The sequence below is a fragment of the Mucilaginibacter sp. 14171R-50 genome, from assembly GCF_010093045.1.
In the GTDB taxonomy this organism is placed as follows: domain Bacteria; phylum Bacteroidota; class Bacteroidia; order Sphingobacteriales; family Sphingobacteriaceae; genus Mucilaginibacter.
Window position 1 is genome coordinate 2,691,898 of sequence record NZ_CP048115.1, and the last position, 14,163, is coordinate 2,706,060.

Here is a 14,163-nt window from a genome sequence, read left to right on the forward strand (position 1 = left end):
GCAACAACACAATAATTCAGCCTGACAGCGTAAAATAGCAGGCGAAATTAAGAACCCCCTCTTTGCGTAGCAGAGAGGGGGCAGGGGGTGAGTCCAACGATACGATAAACCAAAAAGGCTTGCCGAAGCAAGCCTTTATTCTGTGAGTAGTAAAATTCTGTAAATCTGATCCTATTTTAAAAGATCCGCCTTTACTGTATCCAGGATCTTGAATGATTCGGCGGTGGATGGGGCCTCGGCATACACACGCAGCACAGGCTCGGTGCCCGATGGGCGGATCATTACCCAGGTATCGTCCTCAAAAAAGAATTTAAAGCCGTCCAGGTCTTCGGTGCGGGCAACTTTGAGGTTGCCAAAGCTGCTGATACCGCTTTTACAGTTACTGATGATCTGCTGTTTCTTTTCTTCGGTAACATGCAGGTCGTAACGCTCAACAGCAAATTTGCCTACTACGTCGTAAATTTCCTGTACAAGGTCTTTTAAGCTGCGGCCGCTCTTTGCCATAAACTCCCATATCATCAATCCTATCCAAACGCCATCGCGCTCGGGGATGTGGCCGTTTACCGCTATACCGCCCGATTCTTCGCCCCCAACCATAAATGGTTTACCGCTGTTCACTATCAGGTCGCAAATGTATTTAAAGCCAATTTTAGTAACCGTATTATTCAGGCCGTAGGCATCACAAAGTTTCTGAATTTTGCTGGTACACGAGAAGGTTGAGTAAACCTCGCCTTTTTCGCCTTTCACCTTATACATATAATGTATCAGCAACAGCAATATATGGTGCGAATCTACAAACGTGCCGTCACCATCGTACAAACCAATGCGGTCGGCATCGCCGTCGGTAACCAGGCCTGATGCAATTTCGCCCTCGGATAGTTTTATCAACTCCTCAAACTCCTGCAGGTTGCGCTGTATTGGCTCGGGCGCCTGTCCGTCAAAGCTTGGGTTGTAATCGGCATGCAAAAAGGTAATATCCGGAAACAGGCGGCGCATTACGTTCTGCCCGGCGCCGTACATGGCGTCGTAAGCCCATTGCAGGCCGCTATCGCGGATGGCAGGTATATCAAAGCTGTTTTCCGCATGTTCTACATACATATCCTCCAGGTTAACATACTCTACCAGGCCATCAGTAACATAATCGGTAACCGATTTTAGTTCCAGACTGATGGTGTCGGGTATCTGCGTTTCTACCTTTTCAATATCATCGGGTGTGGCAGGGCCGCCGTAAAAAGCTTTTATTTTGTATCCGTTGTAAGCAGGCGGGTTGTGGCTGGCGGTTATAATGATACCGGCAGATGCTTGTTTGCGCACCGTACCCAGCGATATCATGGGCGTTGAAATGAACATGTTTTCGGCACGAAAAACTTTGATCCCCTGCGATGCAAGTACGCATGTAGTAATATCGGCAAACATCGGGCCTCCAAAACGCGGGTCGCAGCCAACCACAGCGCTGGGCTTTTCAAAGTTTTGTTTTAGCCATAAAGCCGTAGCATAGGCTACGCGTTTTACATTCTCAACAGTAAAGTCGTCGGCAATGATCGCTCTCCAGCCATCTGTTCCAAATTTTATTTTGCTCATTTTAGATATAAGTATTTTAAAATCCTATTTTTAGCGCCTCAATATTCATACAAGAATATCAATGTTTTATGGTAAACGGAAACAAATAATGAAAGTTTTAAAATTTGGCGGAACATCGGTAGGCAGCGCCGCCCGCATGCATAAGCTGCTGGATATAATAAACCCCGGGGAGCGGCAAATAGTGGTACTTTCGGCCATGTCGGGCACTACCAATAATTTAGTTGAAATAGGGCAGGCATACCTTAATAACGATAAGGCAAAGGCAGCCAATTTAATTGCCATATTAAAAGAAAAGTACGAGGGCGTTATTAAGGAGCTTTTAACAAAGCCCGAAACCTACGAACAGGGTAAGGAGGTTATTGATTACCACTTTAGGCTGTTAAGCAGCTTTGCCAACGATTTATTTACGCCGATAGAAGATAAAGTTATTTTAGCGCAGGGCGAATTACTGTCAACCACGCTGTATCACATTTACCTTAAAGAGATTGGCGTGCCATCGGTTTTATTACCCGCGCTTGAGTTTATGAAGACCGACGAGGATAACGAGCCGGTTGTTGACCATATTACTACAGAGCTTACCCCGTTGCTTGATAAGCACCCGGATGTGAACTTGTTTATTACCCAAGGATTTATTTGCCGTAATGCCTTTGGCGAGATTGATAACCTGCGCCGCGGCGGCAGCGATTACACGGCATCGCTAATAGGTGCAGGCATCCGCAGCGAGGAAGTGCAGATATGGACCGATATTGACGGTATGCACAACAACGACCCGCGCATTGTAAGCAATACCAAACCCATCGCCCAGCTATCGTTTGACGAAGCTGCCGAACTTGCTTATTTTGGCGCGAAGATATTGCACCCGCAAAGCGTTTTCCCGGCACAAAAGTATAAGATCCCCGTTCGCCTGTTAAATACTATGGACCCGCAGGCGCCAGGTACGTTAATTACCAATACCAGCGAAAAGGACAGGATAAAATCTATTGCGGCCAAGGATAGCATTACCGCTATAAAGATACAAAGCAGCCGCATGCTGCTGGCGCATGGCTTTTTACGCCGGGTGTTTGAGGTGTTCGAGCGTTACCGCACCTCGATAGATATGATCACCACATCAGAGGTGGCGGTATCATTAACTATTGATGATACCACTTACCTGGGCGAGATAACTGCCGAACTGGCTGCGTTTGGGTCGGTTGATATCGACGTAAACCATACCATTATATGTGTAGTGGGTGATTTTGGGGCCGAAAAGCATGGCTATGCGGCGCGTGTGCTGGAAGCCGTAAAGCATATCCCGGTAAGGATGATATCCTATGGGGGCAGCGACCACAATATGAGTTTACTGGTAAAAACAGAAGATAAGGTAGAAGTGCTGAGAAGCCTGCATAGCAGGTTGTTTTAATTTACGATTTTAGAATTACGATTTTAGATTTCGCCAACGCGAATAATAAAACGTCATTGCGAGGGACGAAGCAATCTACCGATAGAAAAGCAGGCGATAAGCATGTCGGGGATTGCTTCACCTAAAATCCTCTACAAAGGAGAGGACTTGAGGAAATAAATAAGAACCCTCTCCTTTGGAGAGGGCAGGGTGAGGCTAAACCAATTGCAACGACGGAATGAAATAGACTTTTAAACATGTTCAATAACAATACAATACATCGCTTTAACGAACTGGAAACACCATTTTATTATTACGATCTGGATGTTTTGCGTAATACGCTTGATGCCTGCAGGGATGCATCGTCAAAATATGGGTTTCATGTACATTACGCCATGAAGGCTAACTTTAACCCAAAAGTGGTGGATATGATCCAGTCGTTTGGGTTTGGGGCCGATTGCGTAAGCGGCAACGAGGTAAAGTCAGCAATTGCGCATGGCTTTGATAAAGGCAAGGTGGTTTTTGCCGGGGTGGGTAAATCTGATAAGGAAATAAACGCCGCGCTTGATGCCGATATCTTTTGTTTCAATGTGGAGTCTATCCAGGAACTGGAGATTATTAATGATCTGGCTAAAGCAAAAGATAAAGTTGCGGGCATCGCTATCCGTATAAACCCTAACGTCGACGCGCATACGCATCATTTTATCACTACCGGGCTCGACGAGAACAAGTTCGGTATCAACACCTGGCAGCTAAATGATGTAGCCGAAACGCTGCGCAATTGTGCCAACCTTAAATTTTTAGGTATCCATTTTCACATCGGTTCGCAAATTACCGATATGGAGGTTTACCGCAGTCTTTGCCTCCGCATCAACGAAATGCAGGACTGGTTTGAAGACCACGGCTTTCCCGTTAAGGTGTTAAATACCGGCGGCGGCCTTGGGGTTGACTATTACAACCCCGATACCAATGGCATTGCCGATTTTGAAAGCTATTTTAAAGTGTTCAGCAAATTTCTGCATGTTAAACCCGGGCAGGAGGTACATTTTGAGCTTGGCCGGGCCATGGTTGCGCAATCAGCTTCGCTGATATCAAGAGTGCTGTATGTGAAGAACGGTCAGAAAAAGAACTTCCTGATACTGGATGCCGGCATGACGGAATTGATGCGCCCCATGCTTTACCAGGCTTACCATGCTATTGAGAACTTGACACAAGAGTCGAGAATCAAGAATCAAGATAAATCCGAAATCGAAAATCCGAAATCCGAAATAAAATATGATGTTGTAGGCCCTATCTGCGAAAGCACCGACTGTTTCCGTAAGGATGTAGATCTGCCGCAATCGTACCGCGGCGACCTGATCGCTATCCGCACGGCAGGCGCTTACGGCGAGGTAATGGCATCAAACTATAACCTGCGCGACCAGGTACAATCGGTTTACTCTGAATAAAAAATTTTACGGCAAACCATTGATACGTGTCAATCGTATATTAATTATAGTAAGTTTTTTGGTTGATTGTAAGTTGGTTGGCTTATATAATCGAGTAGCTAAACAATTAATATCACGATAGTGGTTATACGTTGTATTAAGGTGTTTAGCAAAGTCCCGTTGGTTAACGCTGCCGGGGCTTTTTTATGTAAAACGAAACCCACGTCGGAAATAAATGCGGCACGACAAACTGTGACGGATATATTATCGTAGTTGATTATATTCCTGAAATGAGTGAACAAAGGCTAACCGACTTAAACAATTTAACCTTGATTGTTGTTAAATGAAAGTTTTTTAGTTAGTTGGCTAACTATTATACTATTACAATCTACCTGCAAATGAACCATACCGAGCAACAACGCCTTACAGCCGTAGAAAGGTTTAAGCAACTTGACACAACAATTAGCAACGACCTGAATGATATAGTTGCCCTGGTTGCAGAAATTTGCGGTACGCCTGTGGCGCTGGTAACCTTGATCGATAATGATATGCAATGGTTTAAGGCCTCGGTTGGTACGGATGTAGAATGTACACCCAGAAGTGTATCCTTTTGTGATACTACTATTATGAAACAGGGGCTGAATATATTTGAAGACCTGCAGGCCCACCCGCAGCATTGCAACAACCCCCTGGTTACCGGCGAACCTTACGTGCGCTTTTATGCCGGCGCGCCTTTAATAACCAAGGATGGCTGTGCCATAGGTAGTTTGTGTGTGATAGATATGCAGCCCCGCCAATTAAACGCGCAGCAGCAAAAGGCGCTGCAGGTAATGGCAAAACAGGTGGTGAATTTAATGGAGCTTAACTGGAGCCTGAGCAACCTTGCCCACCAACGCCAAAAAGAGCTGCAGCATGCGGCGGCCATAGCCGAATCGGAGTTGAAGCTGAAGGCGATATTCGATAGTTCAAATGATACGCACCTGCTGGTTGACCGTAATTACGATATACTGGCCTTTAATAAATCGGCCGCTACTTTTATTAAAACCGTGTACCGCCGCAAGGTAGCACTTGGCGATTCCCTTCTTGATTTTACTGAACCATCCAAACTAAACCAGTTTAAAAAATACTTTAACATAGCCCTCTCGGGGCGGTCTATAAAACGTGAGTGGATGCTGATGCCGGGTACAGAACACGCCTGCTGGAAGATCACCAATTTTATCCCGGTTAAAAACAGCGCCGGCGAGGTAATAGGGGTAGCGCTTAACTCTACAGATATTACACACCATAAAAAGCAGGAAGACTATATTAACATACAAAACGAGGCGCTTAACCGTATTGCTATTATTCAGTCGCACGAGCTGCGCCGCCCGGTGGCATCGCTTTTAGGTATAATGGACCTGATCAAAATGGAGAAAGTATATTTCAACTATTTTGATATGATGGAACTTACCATTAACGAACTGGACGAAAAGATACGCGGGATTGTTAAAGACTCTGAAAACACCCTGCACAGCCGCCACCTGGCGGTGGTAGCCTGATAGTGCCTTTATTGCAATAACATTACAGCCTTTTGAGCGCTTTTGCACTAATGTGGATTATTATACCTACCTTGCGCGCTTTAATAAATAAAATAATGCAAAAAGAAGGAACAGTAAAATTTTTCAATGAAACAAAAGGTTTTGGTTTTATTACCCCTGATGGTGGTGGTGCCGACGTATTTGTTCATTCAACAGGTCTGATTGACGAAATTCGTGAAAACGATAAAGTTGAGTTCGAAGTAGAAAACGGAAGAAAAGGCTTAAACGCAGTAAACGTAAAAGTTGTTTAATTATATATTAATCCACTAAATGTTACAGAAAGCATCCGCCCAACAGGCGGATGTTTTTTTTTGCGACGGAAAATTATTGTTGCAGTAAGCCTGTGGAAACCACATGCACACCTTATTCGTTCCCGGTTAGCCAAAACATTACCGATGCCAGGGCGATAGTAATAAAGATCAGGGCGACCAAAGTGTCTAATATGTGCCGAAGTATTTTGTCGGCCCTTTTTTCCTTCCTGTTTATAAAGGGTAATAGTTGGTGTTTAACTACAAGCAGTATAGCGGCCAGTACAATAGCTACCAGGTAAAATGTTTTCCGGAAATGCACCGATCGGGTTGCATCTATAAGGGATTTGATATCCATGCGGTATTAACGGCTAACGTTGCTTTATGTTGGGGTATAATGCCGCCTGTTTCAAAGATAGGCGAAAAACTTATTGTAAATAATCTAAACAGTGCGGTATGGTATTTGTTAATTAATTACAAATCATCTACTAAAAAGTAAAATAACATGAAAGATCAAGCAAAAATTATAGCAGCACTTTTAGTGGGTGCTGCCGCGGGCGCCGCTTTAGGATTATTACTGGCCCCCGAAAAAGGTGAAGAGTTAAGAGGCGATATTGCTGATTATGTTAACGACCTTGTTGACAAAGCAAAAAACAAAGCGCAAACAACCGCAGATAGCGTAAAAGAGTACGCCAGCAATACAGTTGATTCTGTAAAATCGAAATTCTCGGGTGCTGTAAGTGATGCCGAAGATGCTTATGGCGATGCGAAATCGAAAGCAAGCAGCTACGCTGAAAACGGTGCTGATGCCGCAAAATCAAAAGTAAAAAGTACCGCAAACGACTGGAACAACTCTATCCAGAACGCGTAAGGGTATTAACATACATTCAAAAAGCGCCCCGCTATGCCGGGCGCTTTTTTGTTATACACCATTTGTGTTATCCTGAGCGAAGTAGGATGTATTGGCGAACTGCGCATCGCCGCTTGTATGGCGGCGATAGATGCTTCGCTCGCTCAGCATGACCAAAGATCAACACCACAAAAAAAACGCCCATCTTTCGGTGGGCGTTTTTATATAAGCAAATAAATAAACTTATTTTTTTGCGGCTGGTGCCCATGTATTGTTGCTCATGTCGGCATCCATATAAATACCGTTGTCGAGCGTGATAGATTTTAAGCTCTTGCCCCGTACAGATTTGAAAGTCACCAGCGTTTGCTTCTGATTTTTTTCCCAAACGGCAGGGGTTTGGTGTACGGTTTTGGTGGTGCCGTCGGTATAGGTTAAAACCACATCAAACGGGATTGCAAAGCCGCCAATGTTGGCTACTGTAAAGGTATAACCATCTTTACCGGTAACTACGTTTTTAACGGCAAGGTCGTTGTAGTTGTTGGTGAAAAACCAGTTGTTGAAGAACCAGTTCAGGTTGCGGCCCGATACGTTGCTCATCGAGTTAAAATAATCCCATGGGATAGGGTGCTTGCCATGCCAGCGGTCCATATAGCCGTGCAGCGCTTTCTTGAACAGGTCATCGCCAAGCATATCTTTTAAAGCCAAATAGCTTAATGATGGCTTGCCGTAAGCGTTATTACCATAACCTGTTGTTAGTTCGCTGGTTTGGGTAATAACCGGGATGTCCTGGTTGCTCGAGCGGTTATTTATCCACCCGTTAATACGGAATTGTTTGTAAAAAGCATCGGCCTTTGCCTTGCCTTTTTCGGCAGTGCCTATCAGGTACTCTAATGTAGTTGCCCAGCCTTCGTCCATAAAGGCGTAGCGGGTTTCGTTAATGCCCATGTAAAACGGAAACCAGGTGTGCGCTATTTCGTGGTCCTGTACCAGTTGCGCAAAACCCGGGTCGCCCATTTGGCTATCGTTAACCATCATGGGGTATTCCATATCGGCAAAGCCCTGAAAGGCTGTCATCTTAGGGAAGGGGTAAGGTACGCCCGGCCAGTTATGGCTAAACCAGCCTAAGGCGTTGCGGCCAAATTGTACAGATTGTTTAAAATCGGTACCCTTAACAGAATAGGCGGCCTGCATGCTTGCACGCCTGCCGGTGCTTTGGTCAACAATAACGCTGCCCGCATCCCATATATAATGGTTGCTTAGACCCACGGCAACATCACTGATGTTGGTTGATGTCCATGTCCAGGTGTTCATATTATTTTGCGCGGTAACCTTGTTGCCGGTAACTTCGTCAATGGTAGCCACGTGTATAGTGCTGTCGCTGGTCATTGATCGTTGCAGGCGGTCGGCATATTCTTTTTGCAGCACCTGTGTTGGGTTTTGCAGCGTTCCGGTAGCCCAAACAATAAAGTTTTTTGGTACGGTTACGTTTAGGGTATAATCGTTAAAGTCGTTATAAAACTCCTGGGCATCGGTAAAGGTAAGGCGGTCCCACCCGTTGTAATCGTCGTAAACCGATACGCGGGGATAAAAATAAGCCAGGTAATAGCTGGTAGAATCTATCTGCCCTTCGCGGCCGCTTTGTTTCGTTGCGTCAAAGTGCCAAACAATTTTCATCTGGACCGAGTCGTGCGGCATCAGCGGCTTTTTAAGGCCAACACCCTGGTTTGTTGCCGATGCCTGGTCGTTGTTCCAGTTCTTTTTTTGCCCGTCAATTAAAAAAGTATCTATCTGTATACCCGATGTTAAATAATCAGGCCCGGTATTGCCCATACGGGCGGCGCCGGGGCGGTGAATGTTTAAGATCAGCTTCATGTTAAGCTGCTTTAACGTATCAGGGCTGTTGTTAATATAAGTAATGGTTTCGGTGCCCTTTACTGTGCTAAGCGGGGGCGCGGCGGTAATAGAGATATTGTATCGGGCATGGTTTTGCCAGTAGTTTGGCCCGGGCTTACCATCGTGGCTGCGGGTACCTTTATCATACGCTTTTTGGATGTCGCGGGGTACGTAAAGGCTTTGTGCCTGCAATTGCAGCAGCCCTATGCTGCAAGCGGCAGTTAACAGTAATTTTTTTAACATAGTGTATTGGGTTTGTAGTTTGATACGCAAACAAATGTAGGATATATTATAACAAACAATTAGATATTCAGGTAAACGAATTGTTACACGGGATGCTTGTTTACCGGGCTTTAATTATTTTTCTTTGTTGTAAGTTATTTTAGTAGGGGTATTAAATAACTATACAAAGCCGGGCCTTATGGTCCGGTTTTGTTTTTTATGCCGTTTATGCTATTAGCCGGTAATATATTCCTTAGCTATCAGCGTAAATAGCTTATCATTATCTGCCGATTCATCAAAATTCTCCGTCAGCAGCTGCTTCACCTCGTCATACTTCAACATCTTGGCAATCATAATAAGCATGCGGTATGATGTAATGTTGATGTGCTCCAGTATCTGGATATAAAGCATTACGTCAAGGTCATTAAGCAGCGGTATGTTTTGCGTTTCATCAAGGCAAAACTCATCTTTTACAATTGATTTTATCGGGTTGCAAACCTCCGGCGAGGGCGTCTCGCCCAACAGCTTGTATATCTCCTCCATCCGGCTTATCTGCCTTTTAACATCCTCGCTAAACTCGTCTATGGCAAGTTCCAGCCCTTTAAATGATGCCATGGCCGTAAGATTGGCCGTATGCTGGTGTAAAAAACGTTTGCCGTTGTAAATGCGTGTTAAATGATGTAGAAATATCAGCTTTAAAAAAGCTGCGTCGGGGGCTGGGGAATTAATGGGTTCCATGCGCTTAATTAATTGTGATGGGCAACACAAAAGTCCGTTTTCTTTTTTAATAACGAAACAATTGCCCGGTAAAGTTATATTTAATTATTGATGTATGGATTATTAATCAATTGCTACTTATTATTGCACCATGAGATATAAATTAGGCGATTTTGTACGCTTTGTTGACGAAAAGCTGGAAGGGTATGTAACCAATATTATTGACGAACAGATGATTGGCGTTACTGTTGAGGACGATTTTGAGATACCCGTATTGGCCGGCAAGGTTACGTATGTGCACGGCCACGGTGCCGCAAGTCATGATGAAGAGTACATTCCCGAGGTAAAGCCAACCGGCGAGTTTAAAAGTAAAGGTATACATGTTGCCGTGGTTGCCGACGCAAAGGCAAACGCGCTTGTGCATTTATATATGGTAAACGAAACATCGTACCAGCTACTGGCATCGCTTACCACGCAGCGGCAAAAGGATTATAAGGGCGAGTTTGCCGGTATTATTGAACCTAATGGTGTTGCAAAAGTTTATTCGGCCAAATTATCTGAACTGCAGCTGTGGCCAAAGTTTATATTCCAGGTGATATTTTTTACAAAGCAGAACCAGCCGGCGGTTGAGCCGCTTAATGTAAGCGAGCAATTTAAAGCCAAGGATTTTTCGGGCGCTAAAAAGTTGGTGCCTTATATAAAACAGCAGGGCTGGATGATACAGCTTGACGAACCCGAACTGATCATTGATGCTGAAAAGCTAAAGGAAAGCTTTTTTAAACCCGCCGAAGAAAAGCAGCAAACCGTTGCCAAACCAGTTGCCGAGCTTGACCTGCATATTGAGAAACTGCGCGACGATTACCAGTTTTTAAGCAGCAGCGAGATATTGAACATACAAACCGATCATTTTAAGAAAGCGCTTGATGCCGCAATTGTGCATCAAATGCCCGATATCACCTTTATCCATGGCACCGGCAACGGTATATTAAAGCACGAACTGCATAAGCTATTAAGCAAGCATCCTAAAGTTCAAACCTTTATGGATGCCCGTAAAGAGAAGTTTGGGTATGGGGCCACTAAGGTGATCTTAAAATAGCCGGCTCACTTTGATTCGACAGGATAATTTTTGTCGATCCAGTTTGTTTTTAAATTTACCGGCAGGTTTAATAATTTAATATTGGTAAATCCCAGTTTGGTCAACTCGGCAAAGGCCGGCCTTATGTTAGGGCATTTTGCAAACGGGCAGCATCCGCAGTAAAAAACCACCATTTGGTTTTTTGGAGTGGCCGAAAGCTTTGCTTTCAATATTGCTAAGTTTTTGTTATTGCCAACCGGCCCTATATGCGTGGCTCCTTTGATATCGTCAACAACCCCAATGTTCAATATAACAGGCTGATGGGCGCCATTAGCCATCATAATATTTGCCAAGGCAGCAGGTTCAATCAACTGGCTGTTAAGCCATGGGTTATCCGCGCCTGGCAGCGTCAATGGTTTGGCGTAGGTTTGGGCATACAGGCTGCAAACCGGTATGGTAAATAAACCCAAAAGTATTATCAGAAGGCGTTTTTTCATGAATTATATCAAAATTGTGGTGTAGCGCAATATACCAAGATTACAGCAGAAACAGGCAAGTACCGGCGAACGGGGCAGAAGACTTGCCCCGGGCAATCAATCAGTTTTGTCCAAATGCCGTTTGATACGATTCGGTTTTTGTGTATTGCCGTTGGCAAAGCGAAAAAAATAGAAAATTTCATTTTATCATATATTAATCGTAATATTGCGATTAATATATGGGCATTACCAAAACCGATATTTTTAACGAACAGCAAAATAAGCTGGCTATGCAGCTAAAGGCAATTGCGCATCCGGCGCGTATCGCCATATTGCAGCACCTTATTAAAGCCAATGCCTGTATCTGCGGCGACCTGGTGGGCGAGTTGGGTTTAGCCCAGGCAACCATATCGCAGCATTTAAAGGAACTGAAAAGTGCCGGCCTGATACAAGGAACTATAGAGGGGGTGAGCGTTTGCTATTGTATTGAGCCCATCGCATGGAAAAATTTACAAAACGAGATTGATAGCATGTTTGCATCTTACAAAGGCGCGAACCATTGCTGTTAAAAAAATTTAACGATATTAATCGTAATATTGCGATTGATTTAACTGATAAACAATGGAAAATTTAAAATGGGCTGCTTTTAAACAACAGTTACAGGCAAACCCCAATCTGGCGCTGCAATTTCAATACGCGCAAGACCAGTGGGTAGATGCCTCTTATCACATCACCGAAATTAAACAGGCGCCAATAACCTCGGTTGATTGCGGCGGGGTGATGAATAAGTGGACAGAAGTTATCGTACAGTTATATGAGCCGCAAGCGCAGCAGGATAGGGCCATGCCGGTGAGCAAAGCCCTGTCTATCATCCAGGTTGTTGAAAAAGTGCTGCCTTTAGAGGCTGAGGGTATTGTAAAGATCGAGTTCGGAAACTCACAATACGATACCCGCCAGATGCTTCCCCGGAGCATAACGGCCGATGGCGATAACCTGGTGGTTGACCTGCGGCCCGATACCGTACAATGTAAGGCAATAGAGCGGGGCGGGAGCTGCGGTACTGATGATAAGGGCGAAGAATGCTGCACGCCTGCCGTTCAAATTAAACCTGTGGTACAATTTAAAAACCTTACCGATAACACAACATGCTGCACACCGGGCGGCGGGTGCTGCTAAATCATATGAAAAACGTATTGGTATTGTGCACCGGCAACAGTTGCCGCAGCCAGATAGCAGAAGGTTACCTGCGCCATTTTGCAGGTGAAAAGGCGAACGTATATAGCGCCGGGATCGAAACGCATGGTGTTAACACGATGGCGGTAATGGTAATGGCCGACGATGGCATAGACATATCTGCACATAAATCAAACCATGTTGACGAATATTTGAACATTCCGTTTGACTATGTTATTACCGTGTGTGATAACGCTCAGGAAGCCTGCCCTTATTTCCCCGGGGATGTTCATCGTTTTCATCATAACTTCCAAGATCCGGCAAAAGCGAAGGGCAACCATGAAGAAGTGGTAAATGAGTTTAAACGCGTACGCGATATGATCAAGATCTTCGCCGCCAACTTTGTAAAAGAAAACATCCGGTAAACATGACCGCTAACAATTGCGCGCCCGCAGCTAATCGTAAAAAGCTGGGCTTTTTAGACCGCTACCTAACTTTATGGATATTTCTTGCAATGGGTGCGGGCATCGGTATAGGGTATTATGTGCCTTCGGCCCCTGCCTATATCAACTCGTACACGGCAGGTACTACCAATGTACCATTAGCTATTGGCTTGATATTAATGATGTATCCGCCCCTGGCCAAGGTGAAATACGAAAGCCTGGGGCGGGTGTTCAGTAATATCAAAGTACTTAGCCTCTCGCTCCTTTTAAATTGGATAATAGGGCCGGTGCTGATGTTTGTTTTAGCCGTGGTGTTTCTGCACGATAAACCGGAGTATATGACAGGGTTGATATTGATAGGGCTGGCCCGGTGCATAGCTATGGTTATTGTTTGGAACGAATTAGCCGATGGCAACCGCGAATACGCCGCCGGGTTGGTAGCGCTCAACAGTGTGTTTCAGGTGTTGTTATACAGCGTTTATGCCTACGTGTTTATTACTTTGCTGCTGCCAATGGTAGGTATGAAAAGCGAGGTAGTGAGTATCACAATGACGCAGATAGCAAAGTCGGTAGGGGTATACCTGGGCATACCTTTCGCGGCGGGTGTTATAAGCCGTTACGGGTTAGTAAGGCTTAAAGGCGAAGAATGGTTCCGCACGAAGTTTTTGCCTGCAGTATCACCCATAACACTCATTGCGCTGCTGTTTACCATAGTGGTAATGTTCAGCTTAAAAGGACAGTTGATAATTCAGATCCCATTTGACGTGGTACGTATTGCCATCCCCTTGGCTATATATTTTGCTATCATGTTTTTGGTTAGTTTTTTTGCCGGCAAATCTATAGGAGCCGATTATTCTAAAAATGCATCTATTGCCTTTACCGCAGCGGGCAACAACTTTGAGCTGGCCATAGCGGTGGCTATTGGCGTTTTCGGTATAAATTCCGGCGAAGCATTTGCCGGGGTTATTGGCCCGCTTGTTGAAGTACCCGCTTTAATATTATTAGTAAAGGTATCGTTGTGGCTGCGGGATAAGTATTATACAAGAACAATGTAAGCAGATAGGGTCTTTCGTAACGTTGATGCAATTATTCATGCTCTTTTT

General features: G+C 44.7%; 16 protein-coding genes. 11 read left to right on the forward strand and 5 right to left on the reverse strand.

Annotated elements, in window-relative coordinates:
* Nucleotides 1-171 precede the first annotated feature (171 nt).
* Nucleotides 172-1,581 (reverse strand): phosphoglucomutase/phosphomannomutase family protein, encoded by a 1,410-nt coding sequence (locus tag GWR56_RS12380; RefSeq protein WP_162431548.1) that lies wholly within the window; start codon nucleotides 1,579-1,581, stop codon nucleotides 172-174.
* Between the two features lie 88 nt (nucleotides 1,582-1,669).
* Between GWR56_RS12380 and GWR56_RS12385 the strand changes: the two genes are divergently transcribed.
* The 4 genes from GWR56_RS12385 (at nucleotide 1,670) to GWR56_RS12400 (ending at nucleotide 6,214) form a co-directional block, all read left to right on the forward strand.
* The gene (locus tag GWR56_RS12385) at nucleotides 1,670-2,980 is read left to right on the forward strand and encodes an aspartate kinase (RefSeq protein ID WP_162431549.1); all 1,311 of its coding nucleotides are present in this window, start codon (nucleotides 1,670-1,672) and stop codon (nucleotides 2,978-2,980) included.
* A 236-nt stretch (nucleotides 2,981-3,216) separates the two neighbouring features.
* Complete coding sequence (gene lysA / locus GWR56_RS12390) at nucleotides 3,217-4,407, forward strand: diaminopimelate decarboxylase (protein ID WP_162431550.1); 1,191 nt, start codon at nucleotides 3,217-3,219, stop codon at nucleotides 4,405-4,407.
* 377 nt (nucleotides 4,408-4,784) lie between these two features.
* Nucleotides 4,785-5,924: a GAF domain-containing protein gene (locus GWR56_RS12395; RefSeq protein WP_162431551.1), complete on the forward strand. Its 1,140-nt coding sequence runs from the start codon at nucleotides 4,785-4,787 to the stop codon at nucleotides 5,922-5,924.
* A gap of 95 nt (nucleotides 5,925-6,019) precedes the next feature.
* The gene (locus GWR56_RS12400; RefSeq protein ID WP_067057762.1) at nucleotides 6,020-6,214 is read left to right on the forward strand and encodes a cold-shock protein; all 195 of its coding nucleotides are present in this window, start codon (nucleotides 6,020-6,022) and stop codon (nucleotides 6,212-6,214) included.
* A 112-nt stretch (nucleotides 6,215-6,326) separates the two neighbouring features.
* Here GWR56_RS12400 and GWR56_RS12405 read toward each other — a convergent pair whose 3' ends face one another.
* The gene (locus tag GWR56_RS12405; RefSeq protein WP_162431552.1) at nucleotides 6,327-6,569 is read right to left on the reverse strand and encodes a hypothetical protein; all 243 of its coding nucleotides are present in this window, start codon (nucleotides 6,567-6,569) and stop codon (nucleotides 6,327-6,329) included.
* Nucleotides 6,570-6,716: 147 nt separating this feature from the next.
* Between GWR56_RS12405 and GWR56_RS12410 the strand changes: the two genes are divergently transcribed.
* The gene (locus GWR56_RS12410) at nucleotides 6,717-7,082 is read left to right on the forward strand and encodes a YtxH domain-containing protein (RefSeq protein WP_162431553.1); all 366 of its coding nucleotides are present in this window, start codon (nucleotides 6,717-6,719) and stop codon (nucleotides 7,080-7,082) included.
* Nucleotides 7,083-7,115: 33 nt separating this feature from the next.
* Nucleotides 7,116-7,298, forward strand: a complete 183-nt coding sequence (locus GWR56_RS12415; protein WP_162431554.1) for a hypothetical protein — start codon at nucleotides 7,116-7,118, stop codon at nucleotides 7,296-7,298.
* Nucleotides 7,299-7,304: 6 nt separating this feature from the next.
* Here GWR56_RS12415 and GWR56_RS12420 read toward each other — a convergent pair whose 3' ends face one another.
* Both GWR56_RS12420 and GWR56_RS12425 read right to left on the reverse strand, forming a co-directional pair.
* A complete protein-coding gene (locus tag GWR56_RS12420) occupies nucleotides 7,305-9,197 on the reverse strand; it encodes a M1 family metallopeptidase (RefSeq protein WP_162431555.1) in 1,893 nt (630 codons plus the stop codon).
* Between the two features lie 213 nt (nucleotides 9,198-9,410).
* Nucleotides 9,411-9,914, reverse strand: a complete 504-nt coding sequence (locus tag GWR56_RS12425) for a DUF892 family protein (RefSeq protein ID WP_162431556.1) — start codon at nucleotides 9,912-9,914, stop codon at nucleotides 9,411-9,413.
* 130 nt (nucleotides 9,915-10,044) lie between these two features.
* Here GWR56_RS12425 and GWR56_RS12430 point away from each other — a divergent pair, with 130 nt between their 5' ends.
* Nucleotides 10,045-10,989 (forward strand): DUF2027 domain-containing protein, encoded by a 945-nt coding sequence (locus GWR56_RS12430; RefSeq protein ID WP_162431557.1) that lies wholly within the window; start codon nucleotides 10,045-10,047, stop codon nucleotides 10,987-10,989.
* A 5-nt stretch (nucleotides 10,990-10,994) separates the two neighbouring features.
* Here GWR56_RS12430 and GWR56_RS12435 read toward each other — a convergent pair whose 3' ends face one another.
* Entirely contained in the window at nucleotides 10,995-11,465 is a 471-nt protein-coding gene (locus GWR56_RS12435; protein ID WP_162431558.1) for a rhodanese-like domain-containing protein, read from the reverse strand.
* 218 nt (nucleotides 11,466-11,683) lie between these two features.
* Here GWR56_RS12435 and GWR56_RS12440 point away from each other — a divergent pair, with 218 nt between their 5' ends.
* The 4 genes from GWR56_RS12440 to arsB are packed head-to-tail and all read left to right on the forward strand — an operon-like array spanning nucleotide 11,684 to nucleotide 14,115.
* The gene (locus tag GWR56_RS12440) at nucleotides 11,684-12,013 is read left to right on the forward strand and encodes a helix-turn-helix transcriptional regulator (protein ID WP_162431559.1); all 330 of its coding nucleotides are present in this window, start codon (nucleotides 11,684-11,686) and stop codon (nucleotides 12,011-12,013) included.
* A 52-nt stretch (nucleotides 12,014-12,065) separates the two neighbouring features.
* Nucleotides 12,066-12,620, forward strand: a complete 555-nt coding sequence (locus GWR56_RS12445) for a DUF6428 family protein (protein ID WP_162431560.1) — start codon at nucleotides 12,066-12,068, stop codon at nucleotides 12,618-12,620.
* Between the two features lie 5 nt (nucleotides 12,621-12,625).
* Nucleotides 12,626-13,042 carry an arsenate reductase ArsC gene (locus tag GWR56_RS12450; protein WP_162431561.1) on the forward strand — a complete coding sequence of 139 codons (417 nt, stop codon included), beginning with the start codon at nucleotides 12,626-12,628 and terminating at the stop codon, nucleotides 13,040-13,042.
* Between the two features lie 2 nt (nucleotides 13,043-13,044).
* Nucleotides 13,045-14,115: an ACR3 family arsenite efflux transporter gene (gene arsB / locus GWR56_RS12455; RefSeq protein WP_162431562.1), complete on the forward strand. Its 1,071-nt coding sequence runs from the start codon at nucleotides 13,045-13,047 to the stop codon at nucleotides 14,113-14,115.
* Nucleotides 14,116-14,163 lie beyond the last annotated feature (48 nt).